Here is a 14,728-nt window from a genome sequence, read left to right as displayed (position 1 = left end):
ACGACAGCGCTTTTTGCGCGGGACATCGCGCGGCGCCCGAGGAAACGCTGGATATTTTGAGTATGCTTATTATACCGCGTGCCATGCAAGATTCGATCGCCTTCATGATCAGTGACGTTTCGCGACTGATGCGCCGTCGCTTCGACGAGCGCGCGCGCGCGATTGGCGTGACGCGGACGCAGTGGCGCGTGCTGAAGTTTCTTCAGCGAGGCGAGGGGATCAATCAGGGCGGACTAGCCGAAATGCTCGAGGTCGAGCCGATCACCGCGTGCCGGATGATCGACCGGCTCGAGGAAGCCGGGTTGGTCGAGCGGCGACGCGACCCGAGCGACCGGCGCGCGTGGCAAATCTACCTGACCGAGCGCGCGCGGCCTTTGCTCGACGATCTCGGGCATCTTGCCGACGAAATGCTCGGCAGTGCGCTGGCGGGGGTCTCGGATGCCGAGCAGGCGCGCGTAATCGCGACGTTGCAACAGATCCGGGCCAATTTGTCCGATGCACAGCCTGCGAAGGACGCCGCCAACGCGTGATTGCCGCGCAGGATCGCGTTTTTTTCCGTTGCGCAGGAGTCACTTCTGACCGCGCTGTGCGTTGAGCGCGCCATGCAGAGACTGTGGTTCATCACCAATATCAAATCGGGCACCGCGACCCCCGCCAAGGCCGATGCCATCGCGGCGTCGCTCGCCGGGCAGGGGCTGACGCTGGTCGGACGCACCGCTTTCCCGAGCGATCCCTTGCCAACCGCCGAATCGCTCGATGCGGCTGACGTCGACACAGCAGTGCTGTTCGCGGGGGATGGGACGATCAATGCGGCGGTCAGTGCGCTGGCGGAATGGCGCGGCGCGGTGTTGATCCTGCCCGGCGGCACGATGAACCTGCTCGCCAAGATGCTTCACGGCTCGACCGATCCTGCCGCGATTGTCACCGCGGCGATCGCCCATGGTCGCAAGATCGCGCTTCCGGTGGTCGACCTGCCGGAGCATCGCGCGCTGGTCGGGCTGATCCTCGGGCCGGCCGCCACCTGGGTCCGCGCGCGCGAGCTGGTGCGGGCGGGGCGGTTGCGGGGATTGGGTCGCGCCCTGCGCCAGGCGTGGCGACGGACGTTCGGGCACGGCATCCGGCTCGACGGCGTGCCTGGCCTCAAGCACGGCGCGCAAGCGGTGTTGGTGCGGGCAGAGTCAGGGCGGCTCGATATCGCGGCGATCGACGCGCGCGATTTTCGCGCGCTGACGCGGCTCGGCTGGGAATGGGTGACCGGCGACTGGGTCGAGGCGTCCGAAGTGACGCAATGCCATGCCGAGCAATTCCGGACACGCGGCGACAAGCCGGCGCTTGCGCTGGTCGACGGCGAACCGGTGATGCTCGAACCAGGCAGCACGATCCGGCTCGGCACCACGCGCGAGCTCTTCATTACGACCAAGAAGGACGCGTGATGCGGCTGTTCCATGTCAGCGACGTGCATTTCGGGCGCGAGGATGCGGCAGCGGTCGCCTGGTTCGGGGGGCTGGTCAAGGCCGAGCAGCCCGACGCGGTGATCATGACGGGCGACCTGACGATGCGCGCACGACGCCGCGAGTTCTCCGCCGGGCTCGCATGGTTGCAGGGGCTCGGCGTGCCGGTGACGGTCGAAGTCGGCAATCACGATTTGCCCTATTTCAACCCGATCGACCGGTTCTTCCGGCCTTATCGGCGGATGAGCAAAATCGAACGGATGGTCGAGCAGCCGCTCGACTTGCCCGGCGTCGCGATCGTCCCGCTCGTGACGACGGCGCGCGCGCAATGGCGGCTCAACTGGTCGAAGGGCAAGGTGAGCCGCGGCGCGCTCGATCGCACGCTGGCCTTGCTGGCCGAAGTGCCTGCGGGAAAGCTGGTCTTCATCGCCTGTCATCATCCGCTGGTCGAACCCGAGACGCGGATGTCGGCGCAGACGCATAACGGCGCGGCTGCGCTTCGGGCGCTGGCCGACGCCGGCGCGGATGCGGTGCTGACCGGACATGTCCATGATCCGTTCGATATTGCGCATAGCGTCGATGGCACCGTGGTGCGGATGATCGGCGCAGGGACGCTGTCCGAACGCACGCGCACGACGCCGCCCTCGTTCAACGAAATCCGCATCGCCGACGGGCGTTTCGACGTGCTGCTGCGGACGATGACGCCGGCGCCCGATCGTCCGCTCGAGCGGGAACGCGCGGAATAATCCGGGCATGCCGAAGGGCTTGTAACGCCCCCGTTGCGCGATACGCTGGCGTAATGAAAACATTCCTCTTTCTCGCACCGCTCCTGCTCGCCACAGCACCCGCTTATGCAGCGCCGTCCGACATCGACGCTCGCGTCGCGCGCGTGCTGAAAGACACGCCGCTGATCGACGGGCATAACGACTGGGCCGAGACGCTCGTCGGCCGCGCCGGCGACGCGCGCTGGACTGTCGATCTGACGACGCTCGACCCGGCCAAATACGACACCGACATAACGCGGCTGCGCAAGGGCGGCGTCGGCGGGCAATTCTGGTCGGTCTATGTCGATGCCAGCTTGCCCGGCCCGCAACAGGTCGAGGCGACGCTCGAGCAGATCGGGCTGATGCAGCAGATCTTCGCGCGCTATCCGAATGTGTTCGAGGCCGCGACCACCGCTGCCGACGTCCGCCGGATCCAGGCGAAGGGCCGGATCGCGTCGCTGCTCGGGGTCGAGGGCGGGGGGCAGATCGACGGCAAGTTCGCGGTGCTGCGCGCCTATCGCCAGCTCGGCGCATCCTACCTAACGCTGACGCATTCGCGGACGATCGCCTGGGCCGATTCGGCGACCGACGATCCGAAGCATGGCGGGCTGACCAAGTTCGGCGAGGCGGTGGTGCACGAACTCAACCGGCTCGGCATGCTGGTCGATCTCAGCCACGTCAACGAAGCGACGATGCGCGCTGCGCTGCGCGTGTCGAGCGCACCGGTGATCTTCTCGCATTCGAGCGCGCGCGCGTTGTGCGATCATCCGCGCAACGTGTCCGACGCCGTGCTCAAGCTGCTCGCCGCCAATGGCGGGATCGTGATGGTCAATTTCGCGCCGAGTTATGTCTCGGAGCAGCGCCGACTATGGGAGGCGGCGCACAATGGCGAGATCGCCAGCTACAATGCGCCGCCGTTCGGCGGGCTCTATATCGGCCAACCCGACAAGGCCAAGGCGGCGCTGGCGGCGTGGGAGCTGGCGCACCCCAAGCCAGCGGTGACGCTGACGATGGTCGCCGACCATATCGACCATATCGCCAAGGTGGCGGGGATCGACCATGTCGGGATCGGATCCGATTTCGATGGGCTTAGCGAATTGCCGCAAGGGCTCGACGGCGTCGAAACCTATCCCGCCTTGCTCGCCGAACTGGCGCGGCGTGGGTGGAGCGACCGCGATCTCGCCAAGCTGGCGGGCGGCAACATCATGCGCGTGATGGCGGGCGCCGAACGCGCCGCACTCGCGCTCAAGGGCGAGCCCGCGGCGACCGCGACGATCGCGCAACTCGACGGGACGTAAACGCGCCGGTCTCAGCCGTGCGCTGGCTTCGCCGGAAAGGTGATGGCGAACCACGCCCCCCCATCGGATCCGGCGTCGATCACGCCGTCGAGACTGCGCACCAGAGTCCGGATCAGCTGCATACCCAGGCTCGTCGACGATCGGCTCGTCAGGTCGAACGCCTCGGGCAACCCCTTGCCGAAATCGCGCACCGTCACGACGATCGCGCTGTCCTGCGCCTTCGCGGTGACGACGACGCGCCCCCCGGCATCGCCATAGGCATATTTGGCGGCATTGGTGACAAGCTCGGTGAGCAGCAGACCGACCGCGACGGCCTGGTCGGCATGAAGCGAGATGTCGTCGGCGCTGCACTCCAGCGTGACGGTGGCGAGCTGCGTCGAAAGGCTCGCGCACAGATCCTTGATCAGCGCGGGGATCTCGATCCGTCCGGTATCCTGGCGCCACAATTGATCGTGCGTCCGGGCGATCGCGATGACGTGGCCCGACGCCTCGTTTAGCGCGCTCGAGACCTCGGGGAGCGGATTGCTGCGCGATTGCAGATGGAGGATGCTCGACAGCATCGTCAGGCTGTTCTTGACGCGGTGGCTCGCCTCGCGGACGAGCACCTTCTGGTAATCGATCGCTTCGGCGAGGCGGCGTTCGCCCTCCTGGCGGTCCATCGCGACGCCGAGCAAATTGGCGAAGCCCTGGAGGAATGCGATATCGGCGGCCTCGAACTGGCCGGCGCTCGGGCTGTCGACCTCAAGCACGCCCCACGGGCCCGCGGTGGTCGAGATCAGCACGTTGATCGCGCGGCGTACGCCGTGTTCGACCATGATCTTCGGCGTGCGGAAGCGCTCCTCGCCCTCGAGATGGTTCGAGATGACGGGCGTGCCGTTCTGATAGGCGAAGCCCGCGGGGGACTTGTCGTCGGCGGCGAGGCTGACCTTGCCGATCACCCCGGCGCGCCACCCCACGCCCGCGCGGAAGATCAAGTCGTGCTGTTCGGCGCGGTACTCGAGCACTTTGCAAAGGCTGGTTTGCATCCCGTCGGCGGCCATTTCGGCAGCCTTGGCGAGCAGCGCTTCATTGTCGCGGCATTGAAGCGCGAACAGCCCGAAATCGGACAGGATCGCCTGTTGCTGCAAGCGGTAACCGAGCAGCGACCCGGCCCCGACCTGTTCGATCGCTTCGGCAAACGATGTCGGCTCGTTCGATGCGCAGTCGGTCGTCTCGACGACGTCGTCCGATGGCCCGTCGAGCAAGGCGGTCTGGTTGGTCGCCTGCGGCGCGCGATCGTCGGTCAAACCCGGACTTCCCTTTGTCGTTTTTTCTGGTGCTGTCGCGTATTTCGGCATGGCAGCGTGGCAATGCAAGATCGCGCCCAACCGGCTCGCGGTATACCGAGCAGGTCGACCAGAACCGAAAAGGGCGGCCCGTTGCCGGACCGCCCCTTTGCGTACCACAGTTTCGTGGAAGCTTAGCGCTTCGAGAACTGGAAGCTACGACGGGCCTTCGCCTTGCCGTACTTCTTACGCTCGACCGTACGGCTGTCGCGGGTCAGGAACCCGGCTGCCTTGACGGGCGCACGCAGGATCGGCTCGAAACGAGTCAGCGCCTGGCTGATGCCATGCTTGACCGCGCCGGCCTGGCCCGAGAGGCCACCGCCCTTGACGGTGCAGACGACGTCATACGCGCCATCACGCTCGGTCACGCCGAACGGCTGGTTGATGACGAGACGCAGCGTCGGACGTGCGAAATACACTTCCTGGTCGCGGCCGTTGATCGTGATCTTGCCGGTGCCCGGCTTGATCCAGACGCGTGCGACGGCGTCCTTACGACGACCGGTCGCATAGGCGCGGCCGTACTGGTCGAGGATCTGCTCGCGCAGTGGCATCGGCTCGTGCGTCGGCGCTGAGGGGGCAGCAACGTAATCTTCGCCGGTGGCAGGCGCGGTCGTTGCAGCGGCAGGCGCTGCAACCGGTGCCGGCGTGTTGGTCAGGCCGGCGAGATCGGCGAGGGACTGGCGGTTGTCGGACATCAGTTGCCCACCTTGTTCTTGCGGTTCATGCTGCCGATGTCGAGGACTTCGGGGTTCTGCGCTTCGTGCGGATGCTCGGTACCAGCGAAGACGCGCAGGTTGCGCAGCTGGGCGCGACCCAGCGGACCGCGCGGAATCATCCGCTCGATGGCCTTTTCGATGATCCGCTCGGGGAAACGACCCTCGAGGATCTTGCCGGCCGCGACGCCCTTGATGCCGCCGGCATAGCCGGTGTGGCGGTAATAGATCTTGTCCTTGAGCTTGTTGCCCGTGAACCGCACCTTGTCCGCGTTGATGATGATGACATTGTCACCGCAATCGACGTGCGGGGTGAAGCTCGGCTTATGCTTGCCGCGCAGGATGTTCGCGATGATCGACGCCATACGGCCGACGACCAGACCGTCGGCATCGACGATGATCCATTTCTTCTCCACCTCATGCGGCAACGCCGGCTTGGTGGTCTTCATCAGCGCCTTCATGGGGCTTGTGACCTTTACATGCTAAAATGACAGATGCCGCCCCCCATCTCCCATGAAGCTGGGCTTCATGGGCACCCGGGCAAGGCGGCACCGTTGGAGGCGCTATTGCTGCTTGGCCTTGCGAAAGTCAAGCAAAGTGCGGGTTTGCTGACGGGTATTCTGATACCGTAGCGCTTTGCGGAGGGTCAGATCGCGCGGCGGCCGACGGCGTGCGCCGCTGCGGCGGTCGCGATCACGAGCAGGGCGGCATTGGCCTGGTGCGCGACCGCGACGGCGATCTCGACCCCGCTCAGCAACGTCACGATGCCGAGCACGATCTGCGCACAGACCAGGCCGATCAGCGCCAGCCCAAGGCGCGGCGAGCCGGCGCGGCGGGCGCGCGCGGCGAGCATCATCACGCCGAACGCGACGGCGAAGGCGAGCCAGCGATGGACGAACTGGACGACGATCGGGTTGTCGAACAGGTTGCGCCACAGCGGATCGGTAAACGGCGTCGCCATCGGGAAGATCGCGTCGCCCATCAACGGCCAGCTCGAAAACGCATAGCCCGCGCGCAGGCCAGCGGTCAGCGCGCCGAACAGGATCTGCGCGAACAGCAGCGCGATCGCGATCGCCGGGATCAGCCGCAGCCGGGCAGGGCGTGCCAGCCGGTTGTCGGCGAGCGCGCGAAGATCGAGCGCGGTCCACACCATGCCGGCGAGCGTGAACAAGGCGGTGAGCAAATGCGTCGCGAGCCAGCCCGGCGCGACCTCGGTCCGCCCACTGAGCCCCGAGCGGACCATCAGCCAGCCGAACGTGCCCTGCAGCGCGATCAGCGAGAACAAAGCGACGAGCCGCACCAGATACCCGCGCGGGATCCGCCGCCGCACCGCGAACCACACCAGCGGCACGAGAAAGGCGAGGCCGATCACGCGGCCAAGCATGCGGTGGAGATATTCCCAGAAGAAGATCGCCTTGAACCCGGCGAGCGTCATTCCCTGATTGAAGGCCTCGTATTGCGGGATCGTGCGGTAATTGGCGAATTCGGCCTGCCACTGCGCATCTGTTATCGGGGGAATGCTGCCGCTGAGCGGTTTCCATGACGTGATCGACAGCCCCGATTCGGTCAGCCGCGTGATCCCGCCGATCACGACGATCGCGACGATCAGCGCGGCCACGACGAACAGCCAGGTGGAGAGCGTCCGCGGGCGGACGGTGGAGGGGAGCGAAGACGCCTGGAGCATCGAGCGACCTTACGCGGTTGTCTGCGGCGCGTCGATTGGACAAACTGCCACGGGGGGCGGTTATCCGGGCTGGTGTTGATAGCCCTCGAGTTGCTTCGCCTGATCGACCAGCGGCGGGACATTGGTCGCCTGGCGCAGCGCATCGGACAGCAGGTCGCGCTGATACGGCTCCTGCGTCCAGGCGTGTCCCGGAGCGCGCTGGAATTGCGTGCCATAGATTTGCGGCTGACCGATCCGTTGAAGATAGCGGTCGAGCGTCGCCGCAGCGATCCACACCGCCTCGGGTTTGCCGCGGGCGGTTGCGACCACCGCGAGCGTATGCGCCTTGAGGAAATCCGCGGGCGTCTCGCCATGCTGGAACAGATAGGCCGCGTGATAGAAATCGTCCCCGCTGTGCAGGGCACCCGTGTCGAGCAGCACCTGCGTCCGCGCCCGCCGGGCGCGATCCGCCGGCCACAGCACCTTCCAGTCGATCGTGGCGGGGGCGTTGCGCGCCTTTTGGTCGGCGTCGAACAGCGCGGTCATCTCTGGGTTGCTGGCGGGTTGCGCCACGGGCGCGGGCCGCGTGGAGGTTTCTGCCGGGGCGGGGGAGGCAGCCGACGCGGGGGTCGCCCACAGCATCAGCCCGACGATAGCGCAGCGCATTTCCACTCCCGACCCCAAGCAGTTCAGGCACCATGATGCGATGCGGCATGACAGCACGCCAGTCCGACGAAAGGCCACCACAAAAAATCGTCGATGATATGTTGTAACCTGACCCTCGACATGCCACATGGCGTCCAACATGACGACTCTCGCCCACACCCCCGCAGTCCGCTGGATCGAACAGCGGTTCGACACGATGGCGATCGGCCTGTCGGGGCTGTGCATGGTGCATTGCATCGCGAGCTCGGTGTTCATCGCGCTGGCCTCGACTGCGGGCGGGCTGCTGCTTAACCCGCTGTTTCACGAGATCGGGCTGACGATCGCGATCGGTTTCGGCGTGTTTGCGCTCGGGCGCGGGATTTTCACGCACGGCTATATGATGCCGGCTGTGGTCGGCTCGGCCGGGCTCGGCACGATGGCGGGCGCGATCTCGTTGCCGCATGACGGATCGGGGATGGAGACGGTGTGGACGCTGATCGGCGTGGCGACGCTCGCGCTCGGCCACGACCTGAACCGCCGCGCCGCCAACTGACGCGACTGAGTCGCGCCGTTGCGGGGAGGGCCCGCACCGCCTATCTCGGCCGCATGGCCACACATCATCATGCCGAGCCGCAAGGCGCCGATCTCGCCGTCGCTGCGCAGGCGACGCTCGAACGCTCGGGCGAGCAATGGACCGCGATGCGCGCGCAAATCTTCCGCGCGCTCGCCGGGTTCGACAAGCCGGCATCGGCCTATGACATCGCCGAGGCGGTCTCCAAGGCCGAGGGGCGTCGCGTCGCCGCCAACAGCGTGTACCGCATCCTCGACCTGTTCGTCGGTGCCAATCTGGCGCGGCGAGTCGAGAGCTCGAACGCCTATATCGCCAACGCGCACCCCGATTGCCTCCACGACTGCATCTTCCTGGTGTGCGACAGCTGCGGGCAGACGACGCATCTCGACGACGATCGGATCACCAAGGGCGTGCGCTCGGCAGCGGAAGCCGCCGGGTTCTCGCCGGTGCGCCCGGTGATCGAAGTCCGCGGCAAGTGCGCCCACTGCGGCTGAGCCGCGCTCAGCCAAGATCCTTTCCCATCCGTAACCCCGGCACCGGCGTCCCGCGATCGGCCATCTTGGCGACGCGCTCGATCTCCTGATAGCCCGCGGCGCGATAGAGCGGCTCGCCCGACAGCGTCGCCATCAGCTCGACCCGCGTGAAGCCAGCGCCCCGCGCAGCCGCTTCGCATAGGCCGAGCACCAAGCGTCCAATGCCGCGGCGTACGAAGCCGGGATCGGTGTACATCGCGCGAATCCGGCCAGGCTCGGAAGCCGGATCGAGCATCCGCGCATCGCGCGGCGCGGCGCCGGCATTGCCGCCATAGAGGGTCGCGCGGTAGCTCCAGCCGCCGCAGCCCGCGAGTTGGCCGTCCTGCTCGACCACGAAATACGTGCGGTCGGCGATCAATTGGGTGTCGAGTCCCATGCTCAACCGGCTTGCGGCGATCTCCTCGGGTGACAGGAAACCGTGCTGCAGCTCGGCGATCGCGCGCTCCATCAACGCGGCGATCGCGGGGATATCGGCCTCGGCAGCAAGGCGATGGCTAAGCGCGGTCATGGCATTTCCCCCGGTACGATCGGCGCGATGTGATGCCGCGACGCACGGCGCGTCAAGAATGTGCGCAGCGCAATCGAGGTAATCGACAGGCGGATTGCACCACGCTAAGCAGGCTGGATGGTCGATATTCTCCAAACGCCGCTGCTCGACACGGTGAACATTCCCGCCGATCTTCGGACGCTTGCCCCCACCCAGCTTCGCCAGCTTGCCGACGAGCTCCGCCAGGAGACGATCGCCGCCGTCGGCGTAACAGGTGGCCACCTGGGCTCGGGGCTCGGCGTGGTCGAGCTGACGGTTGCGATTCACTACGTGTTCGACACGCCCAACGACAAGCTCGTCTGGGACGTCGGGCATCAATGCTATCCGCACAAGATCCTCACCGGCCGACGCGACCGGATCCGGACGCTGCGCATGGGCGGGGGCCTGTCGGGCTTCACCAAGCGCTCCGAGAGCGAATACGACCCGTTCGGCGCGGCGCACAGCTCGACCTCGATTTCGGCCGCACTCGGCTTCGGCGTCGCCAACAAGATCGCCGACAAGCCCGGCAAGGGCATTGCGGTGATCGGCGACGGCGCGATGTCCGCCGGCATGGCGTATGAGGCGATGAACAACGCGGCGCAGGCGGGCAACCGGCTGGTCGTGATCCTCAACGACAACGACATGTCGATCGCCCCACCGGTCGGCGGGCTCTCGGCCTATCTCAGCCGCATCGTGTCGAGCCGCGAGTTCCTCGGCTTCCGCGATCTGGCGCGCAAACTCGCCAAGCGGCTGCCCAAGCCGATCGCGACCGGCATGCGCAAGACCGAGGAATTCGCCCGCGGCATGGCGATGGGCGGCACCTTGTTCGAGGAGCTCGGCTTCTATTATGTCGGGCCGATCGATGGGCATAACCTCGACCAGCTGATTCCCGTGCTCGAGAACGTGCGCGATGCCGAGGAGGGCCCGATCCTCGTCCATGTCGTGACCAAGAAGGGCAAGGGCTATGCCCCGGCCGAGGCCGCGGCGGACAAGTATCACGGCGTCCAGAAGTTCGATGTCATCTCGGGCGTGCAGACCAAGGCACCCCCGGGGCCGCCGCAGTACCAGAACGTGTTCGGCGCGCAGCTTTCGAAGGAAGCCGAGACCGACCCGCGGATCTGCGCGATCACCGCGGCGATGCCGTCGGGCACTGGGCTCGACGCCTTTGCCAAGGCGCATCCCGAGCGCTTCTTCGATGTCGGCATCGCCGAGCAGCATGCCGTCACCTTCGCCGCGGGTCTTGCCGCGCAGGGGATGCGGCCGTTCTGCGCGATCTATTCGACCTTCCTCCAGCGCGCCTATGACCAGGTCGTCCACGACGTCTGCATCCAGAATTTGCCGGTGCGCTTCGCGATCGACCGTGCGGGCCTGGTCGGGGCCGACGGCGCGACGCATGCCGGGTCGTTCGATCTGGCTTATCTCGCCACTTTGCCCAACATGGTGGTGATGGCGCCGGCCGACGAAGCCGAGCTGGTGCATATGACGCACACCGCGATCCTGCATGACAGCGGGCCGATCGCGGTGCGCTATCCACGCGGCAACGGCACCGGCGTCGCGCTTCCCGCGGTTGCCGAGGCGCTCGAGATCGGCAAGGGGCGGATCGTGCGGCAGGGGCACAAGGTCGCGATCCTGTCGCTCGGCACGCGGCTCGAAGAGGCGATGCGCGCGGCCGAGGCGCTCGAGGCGAAGGGGCTGTCGACGACGGTCGCCGATCTGCGCTTCGCCAAGCCGCTCGACGAGGATCTGATCCGCAAGCTGCTGACGACGCACGAAGTCGCGGTGACGATCGAGGAAGGCGCGGTCGGGGGCTTGGGCGCGCATGTGCTGACCTTCGCAAGCGACTCGGGGCTGATCGACGCGGGGCTCAAGCTGCGCACGATGCGGCTGCCCGACACGTTCCAGGACCAGGACAAGCCCGAGCTGCAATATGCCCAGGCCGGGCTCGACGCCGAGGCGATCGTCGAGACGGTGCTGAAAGCGCTGCGGCACAATTCGAGCAGCGTCGTCGAGGGCGCGCGCGCCTGAACGGCGCGGCGGCGGATCCCCGCGGTGGTGGGGATACGCCGGCGGGTTGGGTGCTGCGTCGATCCTGCGGACGGTGCGACGAACCGAGTGCGTGCTTGACTCGATTGACCCCTGGACGGTGAGTCTTCGATCGCGATCGTTTCCGTTTTTGTGATGATAGCCGCCGGGCAGCACATGTCGTCGCTCCGGCGGAGGCCGGGGCCGCTCTGTGGTGGGACCGAACCGGCGATGCGCGCGAGAGCGGCGCGGCCCCGGCCTTCGCCGGGGCGACGGGATGGGGTCTTGGCGAGCGTGAGGATCGGCATGCCCGGCTCCCTGAAATCTGAGATGCGCCTTATATAACCCAATTGGTTCGTGTAGGACAGGGGTTTGTAGCGGCAGCGGTTCGATCGGTGATCGGGCGTCGAACGCGGGCGTTGGCTGGCAGCATCGCCGCGGCGGAGGGCGAGGCCGCCGTGTGGCGGCGGGTTCGCACGCCGAGCGCGCACCCGCGACGGGCCCGGTCGCTGCCGGGGGTCGCGTCGCGGCCGCCGCCGCGAAATCCTGCTGGCATTCCACGGCGTTGCGCCCCAGAGCGGACGTCTCTCCTGCTCGTGAAGGTCAGCGCATGTGCTTTTCGGCCACCGCCAGTTTTACCGCGTCGGCGGTCCTCGGCGTGGTCGGCGTCGCGACGCTACGGCATGTCCGCGAGCCGCGCGCGCTGCTCTTCGCGTGCGTTCCGCTGCTGTTCGCGGTGCACCAGTTTTCCGAAGGGATGGTGTGGCTCGCGCTCGAGGGGCGGCTCGGGGCCACGGCGGTCGACCATAGCGTGTTCCTCTTCACGCTCTATGCGATCGGGATCCTGCCGCTGCTGATGCCCGTCGCGGTGGTGCTGATGGAGCCGCCGGGGTGGCGGCGGCGCGTGATCCTTGGCCTGTGCGGCGTGGGGGCGGTGGTGTTCGCGTGGGACATGACCGGGCTCGTCGTCGCGCCGACCTGCGCGGTGATCGAGCAGCATTCGATCACCTATACCAACCCGATCACCAGCCAGATGTGGGTGTCGCTGCTCTACATCCTCGCGACGTGCGGGGCGCTGCTGCTGTCGACGCACCGCGTGGTGCGGGGCTATGGGCTGCTCAACGTGATCGGGCTGACGATCGTGCATCTGGTCAAGGGCTATGCGTTCGCGTCGGTGTGGTGCTTCTATGCCGCGGTGCTGAGCGTGGTGCTGTATCGGCAGTTCAACCGGCAGGACATCGATGTGGCGACGCCTAATGGGACGAGTGCGCCGCGGCGGCCGTTTGTTTTGTCTTGGTTGCGGGGGTGACCTTCAATCCTCCCCCGCCAGGGGGAGGTGGCGCGTATGCGCCGGAGGGGGAGGTAAGCGGGCGCTCTCCTGCAAAGGACACCGCTTCCGCCCCCTCCGTCGGCCTGCGGCCGCCACCTCCCCCTGGCGGAGGAGGATTGAGCGGTCGCAAGTGGTGATTTTCGGAATGCGCAAACGGTGATATGCTCGCAAGCATGGATCCGAAGCCAACCCTGTTCGAGTCTGTCGATCCCGCCGCCGAAGCGGCAGCGGACGAACGCGCCGAGGCCGATGTCGCGGCGGGCCGCTTAATCAGCCATGAAGCGGTGAAGCGCTGGGCCGCATCCTGGGGCAGTGACGCGCCGTTGCCACGGCCGCGCATCGGCGACTGATTTGCGCAAGATCGTCTGGACCGATGATGCGATCGCCCACCTCGAAGCGATCGTCGCCTATATATCCACATTCAATCCGGCAGCAGCGCAAACCTTGGGCGAGCGCCTAATCGCCGTAGCGGACAGCCTTGCCGAGTTTTCGGAGCGTGGACGCGATGCGGGTGGCGGCAAGCGCGAGATGACCACGGTGTGGCCGTATGTACTGCGCTACCGCGTCGACGCGGAGCGGGTGATCATCCTGCGCATCCGGCATGGCGCGCGGGATGAGGAGGACAGGATGCGTTGATGAAGTTATCCACTCGCACCTACAATCGCGCGCAGAGCGGTGGCGGTTTTTGTGTGTCGGGTTGACCGCCAACCCCGCGGACAGCAGCCCATCTTGCGTTTCGCTCCGGCGGAGGCGGCTATCGAGGCAAGACCGCCGAACGCGTTATAACGCAAACTAGCCGCGTCTCAAAGCGTACCGAAGACGACAATCAAGCGGCCCGGTTCTTCGGGAACATCGTCCGATTGCCCCTGCCGGCGAGCAGGCCGGCGATGGAAATGTCCTCGTCGAGCGATTCCCAATGCAGGCCGTGCTGGCTGATCTGCACTGCGCCGAGATCGGTCGGGCTGGCATCGAACAGCCGCGGAAACCAGGCGAGCGGCACGCCGAGCGTGCGGCCGTCGTCGAGCTCGACCCACATCTTGTCGGCATCGAAGCGAATTTCGGTAGCTTTGGGCGAAAAAATAGTCATGCCAGGCGCTTTCGATCTCGGCGCTGCGAGCGGCGACAATGCGGCTGAGCATCGTGAGCGTTCGCGCGTTGATGAGGCGGTATCCGTTGCGGCGAAAGACGACGGGCATGATCCATCATGACTTCATTGGCGGCTTACCTGCTGCGGCCAGTTTAGCGCTGAGACTAGCGCGCCGTGCGGCCGCTTTTGCGGGGGCGACATAATAATGGTCGAACATGTCGAGCAAAATCTGTAGACACCATTCTGCTTCTCCCTCTTCAACATCGACAATTTGAAGAGTCGTTTGGTCAGTTATAGGGTGGGCTGAAAAATTGCCGAAATTTCTAATGGCATCGATATTATCTCGCAGGGAGGACGGAAGTGATTTTGCTGCATCCGTCTCCCCAATTGCTGATTCTACTTGTTTGACCAAGTTGTTATTATTGTACCCGTGGGCGGACAAAATAGACTGAAGGCATCGGCGTGATAGCGCCGCAGAGGCTTTCGGACTGATCGCCAACACCTCGTTCGCTTCAGCATAGTCTTGCGAGATGGTTGCAGGCACCTCGGGCGGGGACGGGGGGAACCGTCCACCGCGAGGAAATACCTGGGATTTGTAATAAACGGTGTCGTCAGCAGGAGATTCAAAAATAAGCTCTACCGTGGGCCCCTTGCAATTCGGACAAGTGGCAATTCTGCCGATAGGATGAATCGTGTAGCCATTAAAAGTTCCCCCTTTCATCAGGGGCTCATTGTACTTGTTTATGATGGTTGCCGCCCAACTTTCGAAGAACTCGACTTGGCAGTGAGGACATTTCATT

At 65.8% G+C, this 14,728-nt stretch carries 18 protein-coding genes; 10 read left to right on the top strand and 8 right to left on the bottom strand.

Annotated features, from left to right (window positions below):
• Positions 1-83: 83 nt before the first annotated feature.
• From IE187_RS07690 to IE187_RS07675, 4 genes are all read left to right on the top strand, one after another.
• Entirely contained in the window at positions 84-530 is a 447-nt protein-coding gene (locus IE187_RS07690) for a MarR family winged helix-turn-helix transcriptional regulator (protein ID WP_189675763.1), read from the top strand.
• A 72-nt stretch (positions 531-602) separates the two neighbouring features.
• Positions 603-1,433 carry a diacylglycerol/lipid kinase family protein gene (locus IE187_RS07685; RefSeq protein WP_189675762.1) on the top strand — a complete coding sequence of 277 codons (831 nt, stop codon included), beginning with the start codon at positions 603-605 and terminating at the stop codon, positions 1,431-1,433.
• Positions 1,430-2,197 (top strand): metallophosphoesterase family protein, encoded by a 768-nt coding sequence (locus IE187_RS07680; RefSeq protein WP_189675761.1) that lies wholly within the window; start codon positions 1,430-1,432, stop codon positions 2,195-2,197. The genes IE187_RS07685 and IE187_RS07680 overlap by 4 nt, the downstream gene beginning before the upstream one ends.
• A 53-nt stretch (positions 2,198-2,250) precedes the next feature.
• On the top strand, positions 2,251-3,513 hold the full coding sequence (locus tag IE187_RS07675) for a dipeptidase (protein ID WP_189675760.1): 1,263 nt from the start codon (positions 2,251-2,253) through the stop codon (positions 3,511-3,513).
• A gap of 11 nt (positions 3,514-3,524) precedes the next feature.
• Here the strand turns inward: IE187_RS07675 and IE187_RS07670 are convergent, their stop codons facing one another.
• The 5 genes from IE187_RS07670 to IE187_RS07650 form a co-directional block, all read right to left on the bottom strand.
• Positions 3,525-4,799 carry a sensor histidine kinase gene (locus IE187_RS07670; RefSeq protein WP_133186620.1) on the bottom strand — a complete coding sequence of 425 codons (1,275 nt, stop codon included), beginning with the start codon at positions 4,797-4,799 and terminating at the stop codon, positions 3,525-3,527.
• Between the two features lie 173 nt (positions 4,800-4,972).
• Positions 4,973-5,533 (bottom strand): 30S ribosomal protein S9, encoded by a 561-nt coding sequence (gene rpsI / locus IE187_RS07665; protein WP_189675759.1) that lies wholly within the window; start codon positions 5,531-5,533, stop codon positions 4,973-4,975.
• On the bottom strand, positions 5,533-6,012 hold the full coding sequence (gene rplM / locus IE187_RS07660; protein WP_010185350.1) for a 50S ribosomal protein L13: 480 nt from the start codon (positions 6,010-6,012) through the stop codon (positions 5,533-5,535). The genes rpsI and rplM overlap by 1 nt, the downstream gene beginning before the upstream one ends.
• A gap of 185 nt (positions 6,013-6,197) precedes the next feature.
• On the bottom strand, positions 6,198-7,235 hold the full coding sequence (locus tag IE187_RS07655) for a COX15/CtaA family protein (protein ID WP_189675758.1): 1,038 nt from the start codon (positions 7,233-7,235) through the stop codon (positions 6,198-6,200).
• 60 nt (positions 7,236-7,295) lie between these two features.
• On the bottom strand, positions 7,296-7,880 hold the full coding sequence (locus IE187_RS07650) for a hypothetical protein (RefSeq protein WP_229839294.1): 585 nt from the start codon (positions 7,878-7,880) through the stop codon (positions 7,296-7,298).
• A 139-nt stretch (positions 7,881-8,019) separates the two neighbouring features.
• On the opposite strand from IE187_RS07650, the gene IE187_RS07645 reads away from it, so the two are divergent.
• Together IE187_RS07645 and IE187_RS07640 are read left to right on the top strand one after the other, a co-directional pair.
• Complete coding sequence (locus tag IE187_RS07645) at positions 8,020-8,412, top strand: MerC domain-containing protein (protein WP_189675757.1); 393 nt, start codon at positions 8,020-8,022, stop codon at positions 8,410-8,412.
• 53 nt (positions 8,413-8,465) lie between these two features.
• Positions 8,466-8,924, top strand: coding sequence for a Fur family transcriptional regulator (locus IE187_RS07640; RefSeq protein ID WP_189675756.1), 459 nt, complete (start codon positions 8,466-8,468; stop codon positions 8,922-8,924).
• A gap of 7 nt (positions 8,925-8,931) precedes the next feature.
• Here the strand turns inward: IE187_RS07640 and IE187_RS07635 are convergent, their stop codons facing one another.
• Positions 8,932-9,471 (bottom strand): GNAT family N-acetyltransferase, encoded by a 540-nt coding sequence (locus IE187_RS07635; protein ID WP_189675755.1) that lies wholly within the window; start codon positions 9,469-9,471, stop codon positions 8,932-8,934.
• A gap of 117 nt (positions 9,472-9,588) precedes the next feature.
• Here IE187_RS07635 and dxs point away from each other — a divergent pair, with 117 nt between their 5' ends.
• The 4 genes from dxs to IE187_RS07615 all read left to right on the top strand — a co-directional run bounded on the left by dxs (position 9,589) and on the right by IE187_RS07615 (position 13,477).
• On the top strand, positions 9,589-11,514 hold the full coding sequence (gene dxs, locus IE187_RS07630; RefSeq protein WP_189675754.1) for a 1-deoxy-D-xylulose-5-phosphate synthase: 1,926 nt from the start codon (positions 9,589-9,591) through the stop codon (positions 11,512-11,514).
• Between the two features lie 607 nt (positions 11,515-12,121).
• Positions 12,122-12,820, top strand: coding sequence for a DUF6629 family protein (locus IE187_RS07625; RefSeq protein WP_189675753.1), 699 nt, complete (start codon positions 12,122-12,124; stop codon positions 12,818-12,820).
• A 194-nt stretch (positions 12,821-13,014) separates the two neighbouring features.
• Entirely contained in the window at positions 13,015-13,191 is a 177-nt protein-coding gene (locus IE187_RS07620) for a CopG family transcriptional regulator (RefSeq protein WP_189675752.1), read from the top strand.
• A 1-nt stretch (position 13,192) separates the two neighbouring features.
• Positions 13,193-13,477, top strand: a complete 285-nt coding sequence (locus tag IE187_RS07615; protein WP_189675751.1) for a type II toxin-antitoxin system RelE/ParE family toxin — start codon at positions 13,193-13,195, stop codon at positions 13,475-13,477.
• A gap of 190 nt (positions 13,478-13,667) precedes the next feature.
• Here the strand turns inward: IE187_RS07615 and IE187_RS07610 are convergent, their stop codons facing one another.
• Together IE187_RS07610 and IE187_RS07605 are read right to left on the bottom strand one after the other, a co-directional pair.
• Positions 13,668-13,928: a DUF2442 domain-containing protein gene (locus IE187_RS07610; protein WP_189675750.1), complete on the bottom strand. Its 261-nt coding sequence runs from the start codon at positions 13,926-13,928 to the stop codon at positions 13,668-13,670.
• 115 nt (positions 13,929-14,043) lie between these two features.
• Positions 14,044-14,727: a DUF4145 domain-containing protein gene (locus IE187_RS07605; protein ID WP_229839293.1), complete on the bottom strand. Its 684-nt coding sequence runs from the start codon at positions 14,725-14,727 to the stop codon at positions 14,044-14,046.
• Position 14,728 lies beyond the last annotated feature (1 nt).

Source organism: Sphingomonas glacialis (assembly GCF_014653575.1).
In the GTDB taxonomy this organism is placed as follows: Bacteria; Pseudomonadota; Alphaproteobacteria; order Sphingomonadales; family Sphingomonadaceae; genus Sphingomonas; species Sphingomonas glacialis.
This window is presented reverse-complemented; position numbering and strand designations above follow the sequence as displayed.

Bases quoted from the DNA above. Each gene is read 5' to 3' on its own strand.
- dxs (WP_189675754.1), top strand. From the start codon at position 9,589: ATGGTCGATATTCTCCAAACGCCGCTGCTCGACACGGTGAACATTCCC.
- IE187_RS07605 (WP_229839293.1), bottom strand. From the start codon at position 14,727: ATGAAATGTCCTCACTGCCAAGTCGAGTTCTTCGAAAGTTGGGCGGCA.
- IE187_RS07610 (WP_189675750.1), bottom strand. From the start codon at position 13,928: ATGACTATTTTTTCGCCCAAAGCTACCGAAATTCGCTTCGATGCCGAC.
- IE187_RS07655 (WP_189675758.1), bottom strand. From the start codon at position 7,235: ATGCTCCAGGCGTCTTCGCTCCCCTCCACCGTCCGCCCGCGGACGCTC.
- IE187_RS07620 (WP_189675752.1), top strand. From the start codon at position 13,015: ATGGATCCGAAGCCAACCCTGTTCGAGTCTGTCGATCCCGCCGCCGAA.
- IE187_RS07685 (WP_189675762.1), top strand. From the start codon at position 603: ATGCAGAGACTGTGGTTCATCACCAATATCAAATCGGGCACCGCGACC.
- IE187_RS07635 (WP_189675755.1), bottom strand. From the start codon at position 9,471: ATGACCGCGCTTAGCCATCGCCTTGCTGCCGAGGCCGATATCCCCGCG.
- rpsI (WP_189675759.1), bottom strand. From the start codon at position 5,533: ATGTCCGACAACCGCCAGTCCCTCGCCGATCTCGCCGGCCTGACCAAC.
- IE187_RS07645 (WP_189675757.1), top strand. From the start codon at position 8,020: ATGACGACTCTCGCCCACACCCCCGCAGTCCGCTGGATCGAACAGCGG.
- rplM (WP_010185350.1), bottom strand. From the start codon at position 6,012: ATGAAGGCGCTGATGAAGACCACCAAGCCGGCGTTGCCGCATGAGGTG.
- IE187_RS07625 (WP_189675753.1), top strand. From the start codon at position 12,122: ATGTGCTTTTCGGCCACCGCCAGTTTTACCGCGTCGGCGGTCCTCGGC.
- IE187_RS07675 (WP_189675760.1), top strand. From the start codon at position 2,251: ATGAAAACATTCCTCTTTCTCGCACCGCTCCTGCTCGCCACAGCACCC.
- IE187_RS07640 (WP_189675756.1), top strand. From the start codon at position 8,466: ATGGCCACACATCATCATGCCGAGCCGCAAGGCGCCGATCTCGCCGTC.
- IE187_RS07690 (WP_189675763.1), top strand. From the start codon at position 84: ATGCAAGATTCGATCGCCTTCATGATCAGTGACGTTTCGCGACTGATG.
- IE187_RS07650 (WP_229839294.1), bottom strand. From the start codon at position 7,880: ATGCGCTGCGCTATCGTCGGGCTGATGCTGTGGGCGACCCCCGCGTCG.